This is a genomic window from Pseudomonas sp. PDM25, assembly GCF_019219045.1.
Lineage (GTDB): Bacteria > Pseudomonadota > Gammaproteobacteria > Pseudomonadales > Pseudomonadaceae > Aquipseudomonas.
Genome location: NZ_JAHUWL010000001.1, coordinates 300,526 through 316,866, shown reverse-complemented (window position 1 = coordinate 316,866; position 16,341 = coordinate 300,526). Strand labels below are relative to the sequence as shown.

The 16,341-nt window shown below is 52.5% G+C and carries 13 protein-coding genes and 1 pseudogene; 4 read left to right on the top strand and 10 right to left on the bottom strand.

Annotated features, from left to right (window positions below; translation table 11 throughout):
* Positions 1–25 precede the first annotated feature (25 nt).
* Entirely contained in the window at positions 26–274 is a 249-nt protein-coding gene (locus KW848_RS01270) for a hypothetical protein (RefSeq protein WP_218534873.1), read from the top strand.
* Between the two features lie 54 nt (positions 275–328).
* On the opposite strand, the gene KW848_RS01265 is transcribed toward KW848_RS01270, so the two are convergent.
* From KW848_RS01265 to KW848_RS01245, 5 genes and pseudogenes are all read right to left on the bottom strand, one after another.
* Positions 329–3,859: an RNA-directed DNA polymerase gene (locus KW848_RS01265; protein WP_218534871.1), complete on the bottom strand. Its 3,531-nt coding sequence runs from the start codon at positions 3,857–3,859 to the stop codon at positions 329–331.
* Positions 3,860–4,201: 342 nt separating this feature from the next.
* Positions 4,202–4,384, bottom strand: a pseudogene (locus KW848_RS01260) (transposase domain-containing protein); the annotation flags it as partial.
* 6 nt (positions 4,385–4,390) lie between these two features.
* A complete protein-coding gene (locus KW848_RS01255; protein ID WP_218534868.1) occupies positions 4,391–5,494 on the bottom strand; it encodes an HNH endonuclease in 1,104 nt (367 codons plus the stop codon).
* 176 nt (positions 5,495–5,670) lie between these two features.
* The gene (locus KW848_RS01250) at positions 5,671–6,828 is read right to left on the bottom strand and encodes a PD-(D/E)XK nuclease family protein (RefSeq protein ID WP_218534867.1); all 1,158 of its coding nucleotides are present in this window, start codon (positions 6,826–6,828) and stop codon (positions 5,671–5,673) included.
* A 652-nt stretch (positions 6,829–7,480) separates the two neighbouring features.
* The gene (locus KW848_RS01245; RefSeq protein WP_256364985.1) at positions 7,481–7,816 is read right to left on the bottom strand and encodes a hypothetical protein; all 336 of its coding nucleotides are present in this window, start codon (positions 7,814–7,816) and stop codon (positions 7,481–7,483) included.
* A 462-nt stretch (positions 7,817–8,278) separates the two neighbouring features.
* Here KW848_RS01245 and KW848_RS01240 point away from each other — a divergent pair, with 462 nt between their 5' ends.
* The 3 genes from KW848_RS01240 (at position 8,279) to KW848_RS01230 (ending at position 10,030) form a co-directional block, all read left to right on the top strand.
* Positions 8,279–8,680: a helix-turn-helix domain-containing protein gene (locus KW848_RS01240; RefSeq protein WP_218534865.1), complete on the top strand. Its 402-nt coding sequence runs from the start codon at positions 8,279–8,281 to the stop codon at positions 8,678–8,680.
* A gap of 207 nt (positions 8,681–8,887) precedes the next feature.
* Positions 8,888–9,334, top strand: a complete 447-nt coding sequence (locus KW848_RS01235) for a hypothetical protein (protein ID WP_218534863.1) — start codon at positions 8,888–8,890, stop codon at positions 9,332–9,334.
* 81 nt (positions 9,335–9,415) lie between these two features.
* Entirely contained in the window at positions 9,416–10,030 is a 615-nt protein-coding gene (locus tag KW848_RS01230; RefSeq protein ID WP_218534861.1) for a hypothetical protein, read from the top strand.
* A gap of 451 nt (positions 10,031–10,481) precedes the next feature.
* Here the strand turns inward: KW848_RS01230 and KW848_RS01225 are convergent, their stop codons facing one another.
* From KW848_RS01225 to KW848_RS01205, 5 genes are all read right to left on the bottom strand, one after another.
* Entirely contained in the window at positions 10,482–10,742 is a 261-nt protein-coding gene (locus KW848_RS01225; protein WP_218534859.1) for a hypothetical protein, read from the bottom strand.
* A gap of 9 nt (positions 10,743–10,751) precedes the next feature.
* Positions 10,752–10,937, bottom strand: a complete 186-nt coding sequence (locus tag KW848_RS01220; RefSeq protein WP_218534856.1) for a hypothetical protein — start codon at positions 10,935–10,937, stop codon at positions 10,752–10,754.
* 190 nt (positions 10,938–11,127) lie between these two features.
* The gene (locus KW848_RS01215) at positions 11,128–12,279 is read right to left on the bottom strand and encodes a Wadjet anti-phage system protein JetD domain-containing protein (RefSeq protein WP_218534855.1); all 1,152 of its coding nucleotides are present in this window, start codon (positions 12,277–12,279) and stop codon (positions 11,128–11,130) included.
* Positions 12,280–12,285: 6 nt separating this feature from the next.
* On the bottom strand, positions 12,286–15,597 hold the full coding sequence (locus tag KW848_RS01210; RefSeq protein WP_218534854.1) for an ATP-binding protein: 3,312 nt from the start codon (positions 15,595–15,597) through the stop codon (positions 12,286–12,288).
* Positions 15,594–16,340, bottom strand: a complete 747-nt coding sequence (locus KW848_RS01205; protein ID WP_256364984.1) for a DUF4194 domain-containing protein — start codon at positions 16,338–16,340, stop codon at positions 15,594–15,596. Before KW848_RS01205 ends, KW848_RS01210 begins: the two co-directional genes overlap by 4 nt.
* Position 16,341 lies beyond the last annotated feature (1 nt).

Sequence of the window (16,341 nt, the reverse complement as noted above, 5' to 3'; positions counted from 1 at the left end):
AGCAGATGAGCTTGTAAGGAGGACAGTGTTCCTCGCTGGCATGGTCGCACCAGAAACCGCTGCATGCTTGAGTGAGCTGCTTGAAGTCACCAACACTCATTACTCAAGCGTGATTGATGGATGCCCTTCTGAACCTAAAGTTCTGGAGCGTGCGTCCATACTCGAGAACCAACACTACACCCTCAGGGTAAGCACCCTGCCAAGTTACGCAGCGGAAAAAACGAGCGACGGCGATGATGATTTTGAGCCAGTCGGTACGGCTGACTGGTCATGATCCCTGTGTGCACCTGAACGTTATTCTTAAGCGCCTGCCGACGCGGTGCAGCTTTCATCGTTTCAATCCCGCAGGTGGGGCCTTTCCAATTCGGGTGGTTACCGGTTGCATCCGGGTTATACCGGGATTCGCGGCCTCTAGCTCTGGGCCGAAATCCTCCATGCGCACGTCGAAAATTGAAATGGCTATCTGCTCGCTGCCGTGAGAATGGGAAATCAATCGACGGTGCTCTTTATCGTAAGGAGCTTGGGCCGTCGAGCCACCGAACTCGCCGATGTTTGCGATCAGAATATGCTGGTACATGTGGTACCTCAACGCCGCAACCATCCCATCGAACGTCTTCACATCCTTGTTCATGGCCGACACGACATACATGTGGCTTTCATCTCGCAGGTCTGCCGCCAATGCTAAATCTGTTGCGTCGAAACAGATGGATCCGGTCAAGCGGTAGGGCATATCGCCTGAACTCGATGGGTCAGACAGTTCTATCACCACTTGATAAGGCCGCCAGGATTTGATTCCGAGTTCAACTTCCTCAGGCGTGAGGTGGAATTTACCTTGATCGACCTGCACCCAAGAACGACGGTTTGCGCGCCGCTGAGGGACTAACCATCGACCGGTGTTGATTGTTTCGCCTGTTCCTGGCTCCTTCGCGCCAAGTAACCCGTAGAACAGCATCGCACCGGTTGCGTCTGAAAATGCGCGCATAAGGTCTTGATCGTCATCGTGAATGCTTAGCTCGGGGAACACTACCAAATCAAAATGCGGCTTCTGGGAGCGCCCCAGCACGTAGTCCCGTGCGGCTAGATGCTTAGTAGTCAGATGTAGTAACGCAGCAGTATGGTTTCGATGTTTCTCTCTGTAGCCGGGCACCTCAAGACCATCAAGTCCGCTCTCAAAATGTGCATGCATAGGCATCAATCCCTGAACCATCACGACACGTAGACCACGGCTGCGGTTCAGAGGCCACTCGACCGGATAACGGTAGATGGGTAGCCTGCTACTTGCTCCAAAAATAACCGATTGGGCCTTAATACGTTTGGACACGGCGGATCGGAAATCGCGACGTTTGAGCATAGTTGCAAACTCAGGGTCTTCATCCCCAGCAATGCCTGGCCATCTGAGAAGATGAAGCAGCAGGTTCGAAAACCATGGGGTTATTGCCGCAGTGGTGCCGCCTAAACCTTCGGCGGTATGAAGCATACCCATGCGCCTTTTCTGCCAAGTACTGCGAAGCCCGGAATACCAACCAGAGTCCTCACGGGCTAGCCAATGACGAGCGGTAAAATCTGGTTCGCCCGTAGCTGCTGCACGAAGCAACCGACCAAATGCGTACATCCAAGCATCTTTCGGTCGGCACCAAGATGGCGTGTCATAAGTGCCGTCCGTAGTCTTCACATTGATGACTGCACGAGCTTCAAGATGAGCGTCTCTTGGGTTATTGAGCTGAGACCAATCTTTGCTCTGCACCTCGACGTTCAACGGTGTCAGTTGCTCAGGGTCAAATCCCTTGATTGACTCGTCCCGACCAATTGCTCGTGCAAGCACGAGTAGCGCGTTTTCTTGGCTGAAAAGTCCATTAGGGTGCGTAATGACTGTGAGAAGTGGTAGCCATGTCCGAACTGGTGGTAGGTCAAAACTATCCGACCATTTTGCCAACGCATATAGACGCAGATAGCGCGGTGCCCGCGAGATTAGCCCCTGCATTCCAGTGCGACTAGAGCTCAACAGCGCCGTAGATAGATCAGGGGATGTTTGGGCAATAACCTTCCAAGCGTTCGTAACGGCGGCTTTGGGCCTCTCTTCGCTAAACCTAATGAACCACCTTTCGTAGTGAGAGATATCGCCGAGGAGTTGGTGTCCGACGAGCGATACGACAATTTCCTCTAGCGCAGTCACTTCGTTACCGATTGCCCGGTTCCTTACGAATGCATTAAGCACTCGATAGAACCGTAGTTCCGGCGCATCCCCCGTCAACTTTGCGGTCTTGCGCAGCGAGGCCAAAAGTAGGCTTGCTTGTTGCTGCACATACCAAGGGACGTTCTTCATGCTCAATATACGATTCGCCAGATCCGCCAGGGCGTGCCGATAAGCATCTACGTCGGCCACTTTGAAGGTCGAGTCAAGTTCAGCTTGCCTACCCGTCTCGGTAGCTCCTGCCTTAAACAGATCCGCAAGTACATAGAAGGCAACGCGTCGACCGAACTCATCCGATGAGGAGGTCTCGATCTTGCTCATCAATGCCTGCTCAACGGACTCAAGTAGGTCTGTGCTGGGATAAAGATCTAGTGCGTACCTCAGAACTTGAACCAATGAAGGGTTGACAGCCCATGCTGAAATCAACCGCCGTGCAACGGCTTGATAGTCATGAGTGAGTCCTTCCTTCACATCCTTGGAATTCTTCGCGTCGTCGAACTCCGACAGGTCGGTCATGCTTCGCCGCATCCGTAGTGACCGAACAAGCCGATAAGCCGAAAATCTAGTCAACGTGTCGTCACGCACTTCTAACTTCAGCTTAGCTACCGAAGCAAGTCGCAGTGCATCGTTCACCTGAGGCGTACCGGCGTCCTCAATCAGACCAAGCTCGGCCAGGGACAGCAGTCCATTGAGACCTGCCTCTGTTTGCTTTAAAGAGTCCAAGTCAAAGGGCCCGCTCATTTGCTGCTGAAGCGCCTTCATTCGGGCAGCAGTCCCAGACTCACTGCCTACCTCAGCTAACGGCTCAAGCTGAGTTTTCGATGCATTAAGCTGCAAGAAAGCTTTGGGTCTCCCTGCAGGTGTTGTGTGCTTTTTAAGAAGCGTTTGCACCCAATCACTGATTTCGCTGCTTAGTGCAACCGGGTCTACTACCTCATCCACCTTTGTGTCGACCGAGATGACGAGCCTCAGATCGTCAACGTATCGGCAATAGTCATGGACTCGGAAACTTTTTCGTCCGGCTCGTCGGTCGGTAAAACTACCCATCGCACGGTCAAAAGTTAGAAGATAGGCGTTCGCAAAAAAACCGCTCCCCACAAGACCTTGAGGCAAACCCTCGGGCAATGTGTTATCCCTGAAAAGCCCCGACAGTTGTTCGTCTTCCGGGCGCCATTGAAACTTCAGCGCTTCGCGCGCCGTTTCCCAAAAAGGCTCATCGGACTCATACCGCTCATCTCCCATGTTTTTCACAAACGCCGCATACTCTTCCCGCATCTTCAAAACGAGTAGGTCAATATCTATGTTGTCAAAAAATGAGCGCAGATCGAGGCTGACGATAAATACGTTTTGCTCATCAGCCTCAACAGCCGTTGCTATGGCAATGGGTCGCTCTGCAAAACGCTGATAGTCTTGGAAGTATCGGCTGTACGTGTCGGAATTCCCCCAGGCGAACTTGGCGCTGAGGTGATCACTCGACCAGCTACAGAAGAGACGATTGCCATAGCTGTAAACCTTAGATGCTAATGCCTCCGCTGGCTCTTGCGACGTGTCCCCCTGCGCAGACTCGATGCAGTTTGCTAAACACAACATCACTGCAGTAGCGACCGTCTGTTCTCTGATACCAATATGAGCCAACGGTCGCAAGACAGGAGCTTTACCTTCAGACATTTCTCGCGGCCCCCAGCCTCCCTGATCTTCAGAACGGAAGCACCAAAGACCGTTTTTGGGGGCAGGTACGAGCCACGCTGGCGCTGTGCGATAGCTTCCAGAAGCGATAGAACGAGACCATTTTGACAGGTTTCGGGACAAGCATACCGCTGACGCATCCAGCTCCAGCACATCCGCGTACCAATTATGGCGTCGTATGAAAGTGTGAGTTTTCTTCCAAGCCTGCGCTAGAACAACCTCATCCTGGAGTGCAGAGCCGCGAGGCCATAATCTGTCGTACCGTGAATCCACGAGGCTCATCAATAATCCTTTAAATTGTTTTGTGAAGCTGTGGCTCCGGGATCACGCCCCGCGCAACCAAACCGGTTGCCAGTTGTGCGGCAGCAACTGATCGATTTCACTAGCCCGCTGTGTCGGCATGCGCGTGAGAACATCCTTCAGATAGGCATACGGATCATGGCCATTCAGCCGTGCAGACTTGATCAAACTCATGATCGCTGCCGCCCGTTTGCGGCTGCAAATGGACGTGGGTCAACACCTATCCTGAAACACCTCATCCTGATGATATTTGAGGTAAGCAACGAGTTCTTTAGGAACGAACCGCAGTGGCTTGGGTAGGCCCAATGCCCTCCGATGTTTGGCATCGACACGCTTAGAGATCTGCATTTGGCCGATCTTGTCGAACGTAATAAGCCCTTTGTCGAACAGCGCGTCGAGATTCGCCGAAAGGAGAAGACCATTGTTGCTATCGAGGCGCTGCTTAGGCGTTGAATCAACCCATGGGATAACATGAGAAGCACGAAGAACTTCTCTGCAGTCCAATCCCGTTACAGAACAGGCGTTGCCCCATACTCGCATCAGATCCTCTCGAAACTTACCCTGACCGCGCCGTGCGTTAATCCTGGTGAGAACCTCCGTGACCGGGTCGTTGCCGTCAAACATGTCCTCAGCGGCTAAGGGCTCAGTCGGAGCACACTGAATGGCATCACTGAGCCTCACCCACATCTCTTTGCGCTGCTTAGCTGGAATCGCATCCATGATTCGACCGACTGTTGGGAGGTCAAGCTCGGTGTAGCTGCTATACATTCCAAGCAACCGTTCCTTCCCGGTAATCCTCCGAGGATCGAGTGTCACCGGTTCGTCAAACCACCAGTAAAACTCTTCTGGACAGATCCAGTTCGGAATCCAATGCAGATCCTTTTCCCAGGTTTTAAGAAATTGACGCTGGTTATTCCGATGCTGTTTTTGGACATTCTTGATTTCCCAGGCATCTTCCCAAAGGTCGTGCAGCGATAACTTTTGGACAATTTCCTCACGTTGCTGCCGATGCTGATCATGAGAGAGTGCGAAAGCATTCCCCGCAATACCCACTAACTGCTGGATTCCATCATGAGATGCGGTCAGGAATACGAAAGTTTGACCAGAATTTTCGTCGAGCGGAGCTGCGCCTAACCCTTCCGTATGAAAAACGCGAAAATGCTGTTTTCCGCGCGATAGGTGCATCCTTGGGGAGTTGTTCCACTCTTCATGGCCATAACCATTCTCCTTGGGATAACCACCGGAGCCAATGACTCCTGATGGTGCCAGGTACTGATTAGTATTCCAAAAAACAGGCTTCAGAATGAAAAGTGCCATTCGTTTCCTCGCTCCTACGAAATCGGGCATTTCCCCGCTTGTGAGCACATTGGAAGACGCCACGTCGTGTGTAACGTACTCACAGACACAGGCATCAGTTCTTGAAAAACATTGATAGGTGTCCAAAGCGACCAGAAGAGAAAGGTGCCGACAACGGTTAACCTCCCCGACCGTTTTTAATTAGTGGTTTCTAGCGCCCTACTGATTTCAACAATGCAGTCATGCACACGAGTCAACACTTCATCGAGATGACTTTCCGTTGCCTTGTCACCTTGATCCAGCACACAGCGATCCTCCTTGACCACATAGCGGGTCGAGGCAAAATACAGATCTGCCCAGTCCGGAACGGCATGCGCAGGCTGGGTGAATGAGGGAAGTCGATGAGTCAGCCCCTCACAATCACGGCCACTGAAGAAAGGAAACACTCCAAGCCAGGTGTGCTTATAGATCTTGACCCACACACCATCAGGCCAACCGCGCAATCGTACATCCAGGTCATACTGTTGCTTGTCTGATTTGGCTGAAAATCTGGTCTCCATCTCACTTGCACATTCCACAAACAAACCGTCACTGCCCAAACGCTCCTGTAGACAGCGAAATAGCTCAGTCATCTTGCGCGCCTTGCAATATTCATAATGCTTCACGAGGTGTGTGTACGCTTCTTCGTTCTGTTGGAATACTTCCCAGCACAGGCGGTTCAGCTCGGAGTTACCTGACATTGTTTTTTCCACGTTAGTGATGAACTGGTCGATAAAGTGGGCGGCAGCTGGAATGCTGGACGGGGATTGACGCAGAAGCGCTGCTAGTTCGCCATAGGATTGGTAGTAAACCGGCACACTGGAACTTAAGTCGAGAGTGGGAGATTCCCTACCAGTCGGGGTGAGATAAACTAGAGCCCGAGACTCGTAGTTCGGGTAGAGCTCGCACAGCGCTTTTTGATAGCGCGCAACTTGGTTGTGCTGATCAGCAGCCCAAATCTTGTTTTCTATCGCAATGACGAGACGCCGGGTCGGAAAATCGAGCAAGACATCGATATGTGCCAACTCCCTAGCAATCTTGGCTTTGGCCCCTTTCGTGCCTTCCAGCACCTGCAGTGACAATGGCTGCCCCATGCATGGCATTTGGGAAAGAGAGGCAACAAAAGCATCCCTGAACCACGCGCCCAAACCATGTGCTTCGCGCTCATTCATAAGCGCAGCCAAAATGTTGGAATGAACCAGCTCTTTGGAACTCACACCCATCACTTTGAAAAGGTCGAAAGCCTTCGTATAGAGGCTTAAAGCGGCAAAATCAGAACTGGTACGCAAGACTTCCAGTTGCTCTGAGGCGTCCATACCATGAATCCTTTTAGGTGATCGAGATGTTCGCTGTGGCTGGGATGTTAGAGCAAGCAAGAGGCATAATGCCATCTCAAGAAAGCTCCCGGAGCAATAAAGTCCAAATGACGCATCGAGAACCATGCATTATTTAAACCTTAGCTGATCATCTTCTCCCCCTTCGAGCGCGCCATCGCAACCGCTCTTCCATCCACTGAACGCGTCTCTCACGTTCTATTCGAAATATGGCCCGTTGAAGAATTTACGTATTTGAGCCCAAACCGCTTTGCTGGGTATCCGTCCGGCCAAGTCATCTAACCGATGAGGTTTTCGCCGACGCGCCCAGGCAGCTCGAATCTCCCAGACTGGTGGCAGCGAGAGATAAGTGACGCGCGATTCAAGCCCTGAAAAGCAAGGGGTTAAGCAGGAGCGAAGTGGTTGCCGGCCTTGGGTATTCAAGACCGAATATGCAGCGGTTATGGGAGCATGAGCTGGGGAGTGAGGCTCAATATCCGAGCTCAGTCGACTGACAAACAATGCACTCACTCCGGCCAGGTACGGCAACAGTCACCTTTTTTTGTTGAGCTCAGTCGATCCCCCCTTTGCAATCATGGGTAGTGCCCAAAAAATCAGCGATTGCGAGAGAAACTTTGGCGCTCGTCTGCCGACATCACGTGAATGTCAGTGTACTGCTTGCCTTCATCGTATTGGCCCAGGGTCTAGGTGTCATCCACAGCGGCTGCGCCAGCATGCCCATGTTGGACTCCACGGACGCCTTGGCGAAGCATCTTTTGCGCCCCGACTCCTTGTGGGTCGAAATGCTCTCGACCTCGTGGATGCCTGAAACTTTGGCCCAGACGTTGCGGCCTTGTCGGTTGAGCATGTCGACGTAGCTGTTGCGGGCGTTTTGAGCCTTGAGAGCCAGCGCCTCCTTGACCTGTGGGTCGGAACAGGTTCGGCTGTCCGCCAGATTCTGGCGGAGCACATCATGGACAGGACTGCGCAAGCTGCGACTCGAGTGAGGGGGGGGTGAACATTGATCAATCCTTGATTCGGTATTCTGTGTTTTGCAGGTTGTTTTGAGGTGTAGTGATGACAAGGCAAAAAGCCACCATCGATGTCGATGAATGCAAAAACTCAGCAGCCCCCACCAAATGAGGAGATCAGTTGCCTCTGGCACTGGTCATGCTTCGCAGGATCGCGATGAGTTGGCGATAACCAATCCCCTGAAGGGCATTAAGGGGAGACATCTCCATCACATGCGTGATCATTCGTACTCGTGACTGAGGTGTTCATGGCCAAGTGAATAGACAAATGTGTATTCCTTCAACAATGCGGGGGCAAGGTTCATCTCGGTGGTCACGAGCATGGAGCACAACGATACCGTGATAGGCTTCTCCATCTTCTAGAATGGCTCTCTCCAGCGTATCGACGCTCAAAGGGACTGGCTCATATCAGGAACGTGCTTATGTCGCTCAAAATTGCTTTTGCTGCTGTGCTTAAAGCAATGCGCGCCGGCAAGGGATTGACTCAGAGAAACCTTGCCGAAGTCAGCAGTCGAACATACGTCTCGAAATTAGAACGAGCCCAATCAAGTCCCACGCTGGAGATGATTACTGCTCTGAGTGGCCCGCTCAATGTGAATCCTCTGACCCTGGTTGCCATTACCCTCAGCACCGAATCGGGGCAGTCCGTTAAAGCTTTGCTGCGTAGCACTCAAGAAGAGCTGGCGGATCTAGCCCAGGCGGGAGTTCTCAAGGACTTGAAGATTCCGTCTGACGAGTTGCTAGTGCCGCGCCCCTCTACTAAGCCCTCAAGGAATCGCTCGGCGACGACGTCCCAGCAAGTTGAATTCCGCTTCGCTGAATAGATGCTGCCCTTGGCGCTTTCTCTCCCCTTGCTCTAATTGCCATCTGTGCGCGTCTGATCTGATGGACAGCGTGGCCTCCAGCGACCCTTCGTAACCCTCCCCCCCAAAAAAACATACGTACAACACACCTACGCCTACAGCAATTGACTGCCTAGCTAGACCTAGTGTAGGCTTATGAAAAGCCCTAGTCAGCATAGAGTGATTCACATGAATTCGAATATCAGTACAGCTATCGATGCGCTTAAACCCTCGCAAGACGGCAAAACAATCAAGGGTACTCGGGCATTGATTTCGGCGATCCAAGAAAAAACGGGGTTTCCTCAGTCACGAATTGCCGAAATCAGCCAGTGTAGTGTTGCTGGAATTCAGCGCTGGGTAAGTTTGGACAGTGGCCAAAAAACACGCCTGGCCCCTTTGATCCAGTACGCACGCTCGTTAGCTGAGCAGTCTGAAGGTGGCGATGTTGCAATAGAACAGCCGCCTATGATCGCACGCACATTCGCTGAAGCTGTTCGCACGCTCACTTTAGGTGATATCGAGAAGGAGTTCCGATCCAGCCTGCAACGCCTTTCCGGAGTAGCTCTGGAATCCTGTGAAATCACCAGGCTCGAATCCAGAGACGGCTTAGTTAACTTCGAACTGCGAATTAAATAAGCAAGCGCGAGCGTCCGAAGCACGACACCTACCCTAGGCGTAGGCGGTGCAGCATTTCAATGAGAATTGGGGAAATTCAGCATGTATGACATTCATGAGCACCGTCACCGTGTAGCTGTTTGGGGCGCCGGTCGAGCCTACTCTCGGCAAGGGCCTGGCCATACCATTGCGGTGGCAAAACACCTGATTGAAAAATCTGGTTTGGGTGCAATCAACACAGCCAATCAACTGCCTCCTCCAGAGGAAATGGATGACTTCATTCACCAGCGAATTCAAGCGGTGATTGATGCTTCTCAAGGCGTCAACTACACGAAGCGCGCGAAAGGTGAACCTGACGCTTGCAAGGCCTTAGTGTGCACCTACGGCCGTGCACAGAAGCTTGTAAACATGTACTTGAAGTTGAAAATCGTCTGCGCTGGTTACCATGACCATCCACACGTGAAGGCAATGCATCCGCCACTGGACGCAGTGCTTTTGAAGGCATTGGACTCCTCGGACTCCATTGACCAGGAAAGCGACCTTCCAGTTTTTCGTCGAAAGCTCAAAACTGCAAAGGACATGAGCAAAACCTGGACAACGTTTGATCGCACCACCTACGACGCTTACATTTCGGCCATACGTACTTTCCAAGGAAATCAGTCGCTCTGGGCGATTGAGCGACTGTGGAATCCTGAGCGCGAAGCGTTACCAGTCTGACTTCTTGGTAGCAGGTAATCGGGCGGTGACATGCATGGTGCACCGCTGCCCCCATCCACTCCCAACGCAGCAAGCGTTACTAGCGAAAAGCACGTTACAGACCATTGACTTGACGCTTAAGCATTTCGTGAGATAACCGAGGGCATCGCCTACCTCCCTTTCGCTACTGGACGTCTACTCAAGCTGTTTCTCCATCCTGACAAGGCAGTCGGCGCCAGCAACAGAGCTCTATCTATGTCTTGATTGCCATAAGGTGACTCAAGCGACGTTTCGACGAAGGAGCTCAAGGTGTCCCCTGCTCTACTGCCGTCAAGTTCTCAAACTGGAAAACGTGCACGCCGATACCTTTATAGCCACGGGGAGCTACGATTTCAGTGCGGACGAATGATGATAAGTAATCGCAACGGGTTAAAGCTCCGCCAAGCAGGGAGATTGGGCATGCGCGCGCACCCTAGCTCAGCCAGAATGTCATCGTGTAGGGTGCGGTTAGGCGTAACAGCATCTGACTGCCGATTTGAAGTGGGCCACCCTTCATCCGCTGGCTGATATCAAAGATTTGTGCAGGCGTGCTTTCATTCCCCGCGGGCGCGTCAGCCTCCTCCAAAAGTTGCAGAAGGATGGAATCCGCCAACCTAGCTCCAGCGGGAGAAACGGCAGCTTTCTTCTGTCCCGCTATTGCCGGCGCCTTGAATTCGAGGACTTTACCCGACATAACCGGCTCTCACTTCGAAGCTTTCTTTGCAGCCGGAGATTGGTCAGCATTGGCAATCAGCGTCTTGATTACGGTATCGCTGATGATCTGACCAACGCCCCCTAATGTCTTGATACGCCCTTCCCTAGCAGCCGCTCCGGAGCTTTCGTTGCCGGTACGTGGGTTGTGATACTTTGCGGTGAATGGATCGGACATAGCGGCGCTACCTCTAATTGAGACAGACCAACTAAATAAGGTTAGTTCCTGGGTAATAAGCGAGATTTTTTACCGATCAATGGCTCGCCCCAGGGAGCCCACCGATAGCTCGGAGCTTATACTCGGCAGCCGCCTGAAACCCTTCAACCGCATTCGGTTAAGAAGCTACCAGCTTGGCCTCTAAACCACCCTACTTTCCCCGAAACACCCATTCTTTGAGTCCGGTGTGAACCTCGTACGGCGGAATGAACTCTTGCTCGAGGCGGCCTTTGTCGCTATTCACAAGTCGTGAAAACAGCGCGGCCTCTGCTGAAGTGAGGCCAACTGGCGGTGTGTCTTGCGCTCTGACGGGCTCACGTACAGCTGACTTGGACTGATGTGCGTCATACACCGCCTCAGTCATCAACAGGGGTATTACACCCTTATGCCTCAAACGAGCTCGAGCAAGCATACGCAAGCCCCAAGTATCGAGGTCTCCCCAATAGCCTACGGATCTGTCTTCGAGCTGGGCAGTCCCCAACCACGCGAGATCCGACCCACATCCCAAAACCGCAATAGTCTCTGGTAGCGGACACAACAGATGAAGGCATTTTTGATTCTCCACAATCAGGAGTCGCGAGCCAGGTAACCTGGCCTCGGCTAGCTCAGAGGTCGTTACCATTTGGCGCTTGAATGGCAAAAGACCTTGATCCAATGGTGTGACGAGCACCCAGTGACTGGTGTCGTCGTATGCATCAAGAAAGCCACAGAGCCCCTGTGCTGACGCCTCACCTTCGTACAAGACGTCAAGCATCTTTCTCAAAAGCGATTCGTTGCGCTCGAAGAATTTAGTATCCACGCCATACCCAGAGAGCAGCCGGAGTGGACGCCCTTGCGCGCACCCTGGAAATAGTTGAAGGGCCAGCTTGGCGGCCTGGATTACCTCCTCGCTCGACTTGTTTTTCCACAAGCCCCTTCGAGTGATGAGCAGCTGATGGAAGCCTTCTGGGGCAAGCTGCACCAGGTGTCCTAGTGCAGCAAACTCTGCGCTGACCCTTGGATCAGATGTTCCTGAAATCCATTCGGAAGGGTTGCGCAGGTACCATTTGGTGGGGAGGCAGATCGATTCAGCGCCGCTTCGATATGCGACACGTGTCCATTCGATCTTTCCGACCGTCACCTGTCGCCATGCTTCGACATGCCTCTGCGCCGTAGTTACTTCAGCGTTGAAAATTCGTGCTGCAGGCTTGCCGATATTTAGCACCATTGGCCATGCAGACGAACTCAGGAGATGCCTAAGTCGTACGTTCGGCAGATCCCAATACTTGATCAGTTGGTGACGAAGCTCGTCTGGTGATTTCATGGCTGCTCATCGAGGCTCCTCGGGATTGGTATCGCCAGGCGCATCACCCTCTTGCTTCTTAGCACGATGGTATTTCTCAAGCGCCTCCCAGCTCATCGTGACCAGCGTCGATCGACCGTCTTTTTTGTGAACGACAATTGCGGAACGCGTATGCATTCTCAAGAGACGTAGCTCTTTATTTGGGGTGATGAAGATCGCATGCAGACCAAACTCTTTCAGAGCAGCAATGATCCGCGCGGCGACACTTGGCGAGCTCTTGGAGAATGCTTCGTCCAATACAATGGTGCCGAACAACGGCCTGGTCTCTCCGGTAGGGCATAGGGCGTAGCCCAGCGATGCTGTAAGGACGTAAGACGCGACAATTTCTTTCTCACCGCCGCTGTCGCCTTGTGAGCCTTTGCGCCCTTCTGTTGCAACCCCAGTAGCTGCATCCACTACAGATACTGAAAATGTCAACCGGAACCTTGGATCTAACATTGCCTTCGATGAAATATTCCGACTTTTCGTACAAGCGTCTTTCAGATCCTCTACTAGATTTTTCAAGGCCCGATAGTGAGTCTCTCCAACATCGTCAACAAACCGCGCGGAGGTGAGTTTGCGCTGCGAGGCCTGCAGAGCGCGAAGGCTGTCATGCACGACTCTACTGGTCACAAGGCGCAGATATTTACCTGACTGGAATTCAACTCGACGTAATGTGCCGTTCAGCTCGTCTATCCGCTCTTGAATTTGTATCACTTCCTGATCGATGTAGCTCAATAGCTGAGTGACACCGTCGTCTGAGGAGCGATTGAGGTAGCTAAGAAAGCGCTCCACCTTCTCGGGCAATGCTTCTTCAGTTAGCACTCGCAAGCGTTCGATGTAAGCATGCACGTCAATCAGGTCACGACCTACGTCTGCTAGTGCTCCTGTATCTCGACCCTTGGCATCGGACATTTTTTTGACCAGCTCTTTCTGCAGCTCGCCCAACTGTTCGGTCGCGTCACTGATACGTTCGCTTAGTTTTTCGTAGCCCTTGCGCTCTATATCGAAGAGATCCTGTAGTTCATCGGTAGTGATAGTTGGAAGGTGTTTGCCGGCTGCGGTTCGCGCCTCCTGCGTCATTCCGGCCTCCGCTTGGCTGGATGTCTTGACGACCATTGCCTTCGCCTTCTCATGGTCTTTCAGCGACAAAGCATATTCGACGTTCGCGGCTTCATGAGCTTCATCAACCGCATTCCATCGAGCCGTGTCGTCATCGAGAAGCGCTTTTGCCAGCGCGACATCGGTGTCCGGGCGGGTCAGATAATCCAATTGCCCCTGGAGATCGATAAGTTGATTCTCTGCACCTGGGAGGTCAATCAGGTCGAACTCAACGTTTTTGATCATCACGTAGGTGGAATTGGTTTCCTCAAGTCTGCCTAGTAGATCCTGAGCCGCAAGCACAGCATCAACGGCAGCGGCAAGCTGCAGGTCAGCAGTTGCAGCTTCTTGCCCCAGATAAGCCAGTCGATCTCGGTTGTCAAAGCCGGTGAACCAGTCAGAACTGAGTAGGCGTTGATCTTTTTTCTCGAAGTAGTGCTCTCTGCCGGACATCAGACCCTCTTTGGTCATGGCATGAGGTGTAGCGAGCAAATCATCTGCATCGGTGATGCAATGGCGATCATTCGCGGCAATCAGTGCCTCTACCGCTTTGCGAAACGGATGTGCCTTAAAGACAAGTTTCCGGGCATACCCATCTTGGAAAAAAGCACGGGCATCAATCTCAGGAGCGACCTCGAGAATCCTCACATGCAAATGATTGTGTCGCGAATTAATCCACTGCAAAGCTGTTTTCGCCATGGTCGAGGGGACTAAAACACGGAGTCGATGCCCTCCAATTGCTCGCTCGATAGCCCCTCGCCACGCGTTCTCTTCAGGTTTGACTTGAACAAGCTCTGCTACAAACGGCAGCTCTCCTTCATCGACGTGGAGGTGCGCTGCCAATTGGCTGCGGAATTGATGAAACTGGCCGGGTAGGTTTGACCCTGGTCGTTGTTTGATTTCATTTATTTCTTCGCGCACTGTCAGAAGTCGAGCACGCATGTCCGACTCGACAATCCCTCGCTGGAATGTCTGACTACGCTGCGCCTTGATATCTTCTACTAGCGCAGCAGACTGCTTGATGGCTTGCGTTTTGTTCGCGGCAAGTGAGTTGGAAGAAAGCTCGTCCGGTAGCCCCAGCTTTCGCACAAGGTACTGGTATTGCGCGGAGTGGTTAACTCTGATTTCACGAACAGCCTCCCACTCTTCCACTCGCTTACGCAGCTGATCAATGCTGGCGCCACCTTTTTGAAGGTAGGCCTGCATATGCAAATCGCACTGCTGTTTCAGCTCGGATCGCTGATTAACCAGCCGCTGTAGTCTTAATGCTGATTCCTTCGTTGAAATATCCAGCCTGGTCATTTCTGCCAACCAAAGCTGATGGGATTGCTCCGCAAACCACACTGGAGCCACCACTTCTACAGTCTTCAACTCTCGCAGGCTATCGGCCTGATACTTGTAAGTCTCCCAGCAGTCAGCGATTGGCTTAAGCGATTTCTGTTGCGCACGGGCAGTCTCCAGCTCCTGGTGTATCTCACTGAGATCATCGAAACTCTTCACCACCTCTGCAGCTCGATTGAAGGCAGAACGGTCGTCCAGCACCAAATCTCGAAAGATCGAGTCAATGTCTGTCAGTTGCTTGATGCCGGCGGCACGATTCAACAAGGAAAACGCGTTGTCTCCCACCTGAAACAGAGCACGCACCCGTGCCAAATATTCCTTTCGAGTCCAATGCACCCAGAAACTTTGAACGTTTTTTTCAATTCCACCCAACCCACGTTTGCCTTCACCGTGATAAGCAAGTAGCCAGGACTCTAGGGTTTGCTCTGGGTTTTGCGTGAGAATCCAACATTTTTCGAGCTCGGTCGCGGCTGAGCTAGTGCCTTCGAACGAGAACAGCGCAGCCAAGCGAACAAGATCGTCTGCGCGTCGGAATGTTGCACAAATTCCAGATATGGTTCGTCCTGGACGAGCGCTCTGATGCTTGGCATTCTGGCTTTCTCCAGGCCCTGACACCCCTCGCACGTACGACACCAAATCCCTGTCGCTCTCCACGCCCCCTGTTGAGGCGAGGTTATAGCGCGGGTTCGCACAAATCAGTGTCATGAAGGCATCAATGAACGTTGTCTTTCCGCTACCAGTGGTGCCAATCAGCGACGTTCCCGCGGGATCAATGGGCGCTTGGTGAAGGCCGTTGTAGCTCCCCCAGTTGAACAACTCCATAGCGGTCAAGACGTAACTGCCGTTCGAATTAATCATGGCCGTTCCTCCCCTTCCTCATCTACAGGGGTAGATCGATCGAGACTCGTACCATAAGTCTCCAACCATCGGATCAACGTAGTGAGATTTTCCGGGTTCGCAACGTGAGCAATAAGCGGGCGAATTGTAAAACGGTCGTTGCTGTCGATCGTGGTCACGAGGTGATGGTTTTTCAGTTGCTCCAAGAGACTTGTAGCACGGCCTCGATCCTTGAGGTCGCTGCCTGGCTCACCCAGGTATGCGTGGAGTTGAGTAACCACGTCGTCTACGGTCATTTGCGCAACGCCGGCGCCTACTCCGCTTTCCATCTCAAACGCTATCAGGTGCTGTCGCAGCAATGCAATCAGCAGGGTCTGTTCGAGCGTGAAGGTATGTCGGCGAACTAGCGGGTGTGTCCACCCATCTGCAGTGTCATTTGGCTCCTGCCGCACGGTAATAAAAGCTAAGCCTCTTAGCTCGTCTAGTTGGATGTTGAGATCAAACGGCTCCAAAATCCGCTCAACCAAATCCGCATTCGCAACCGCGGCCCTGTAGAGACCTGGATCCTCGACCTCTTCGATGTCTCCATTTTTATAGAGCTTCTGGACAACCTCTCGGATGACCCGGGTGGTTCGCAGCTCATCATCAATATTTCCAACAAGCTGGTCATCTGGCTCCTCGGTATCCTGCTCCTGCTCCATGCCTTCGTCGAAGCCTTCCTGATTTTCAGATTTACTTGTCAATTCATCAAAAATACTCGGCATG

What these genes read in the sequence shown, in the direction of transcription:
- KW848_RS01210 (WP_218534854.1), bottom strand. Translation starts at nt 15,597, where the DNA reads ATGATTAATTCGAACGGCAGTTACGTCTTGACCGCTATGGAGTTGTTC.
- KW848_RS01225 (WP_218534859.1), bottom strand. Translation starts at nt 10,742, where the DNA reads ATGTCGGGTAAAGTCCTCGAATTCAAGGCGCCGGCAATAGCGGGACAG.
- KW848_RS01250 (WP_218534867.1), bottom strand. Translation starts at nt 6,828, where the DNA reads ATGGACGCCTCAGAGCAACTGGAAGTCTTGCGTACCAGTTCTGATTTT.
- KW848_RS01230 (WP_218534861.1), top strand. Translation starts at nt 9,416, where the DNA reads ATGTATGACATTCATGAGCACCGTCACCGTGTAGCTGTTTGGGGCGCC.
- KW848_RS01240 (WP_218534865.1), top strand. Translation starts at nt 8,279, where the DNA reads ATGTCGCTCAAAATTGCTTTTGCTGCTGTGCTTAAAGCAATGCGCGCC.
- KW848_RS01265 (WP_218534871.1), bottom strand. Translation starts at nt 3,859, where the DNA reads ATGTCTGAAGGTAAAGCTCCTGTCTTGCGACCGTTGGCTCATATTGGT.
- KW848_RS01255 (WP_218534868.1), bottom strand. Translation starts at nt 5,494, where the DNA reads ATGGCACTTTTCATTCTGAAGCCTGTTTTTTGGAATACTAATCAGTAC.
- KW848_RS01235 (WP_218534863.1), top strand. Translation starts at nt 8,888, where the DNA reads ATGAATTCGAATATCAGTACAGCTATCGATGCGCTTAAACCCTCGCAA.
- KW848_RS01220 (WP_218534856.1), bottom strand. Translation starts at nt 10,937, where the DNA reads ATGTCCGATCCATTCACCGCAAAGTATCACAACCCACGTACCGGCAAC.
- KW848_RS01205 (WP_256364984.1), bottom strand. Translation starts at nt 16,340, where the DNA reads ATGCCGAGTATTTTTGATGAATTGACAAGTAAATCTGAAAATCAGGAA.
- KW848_RS01215 (WP_218534855.1), bottom strand. Translation starts at nt 12,279, where the DNA reads ATGAAATCACCAGACGAGCTTCGTCACCAACTGATCAAGTATTGGGAT.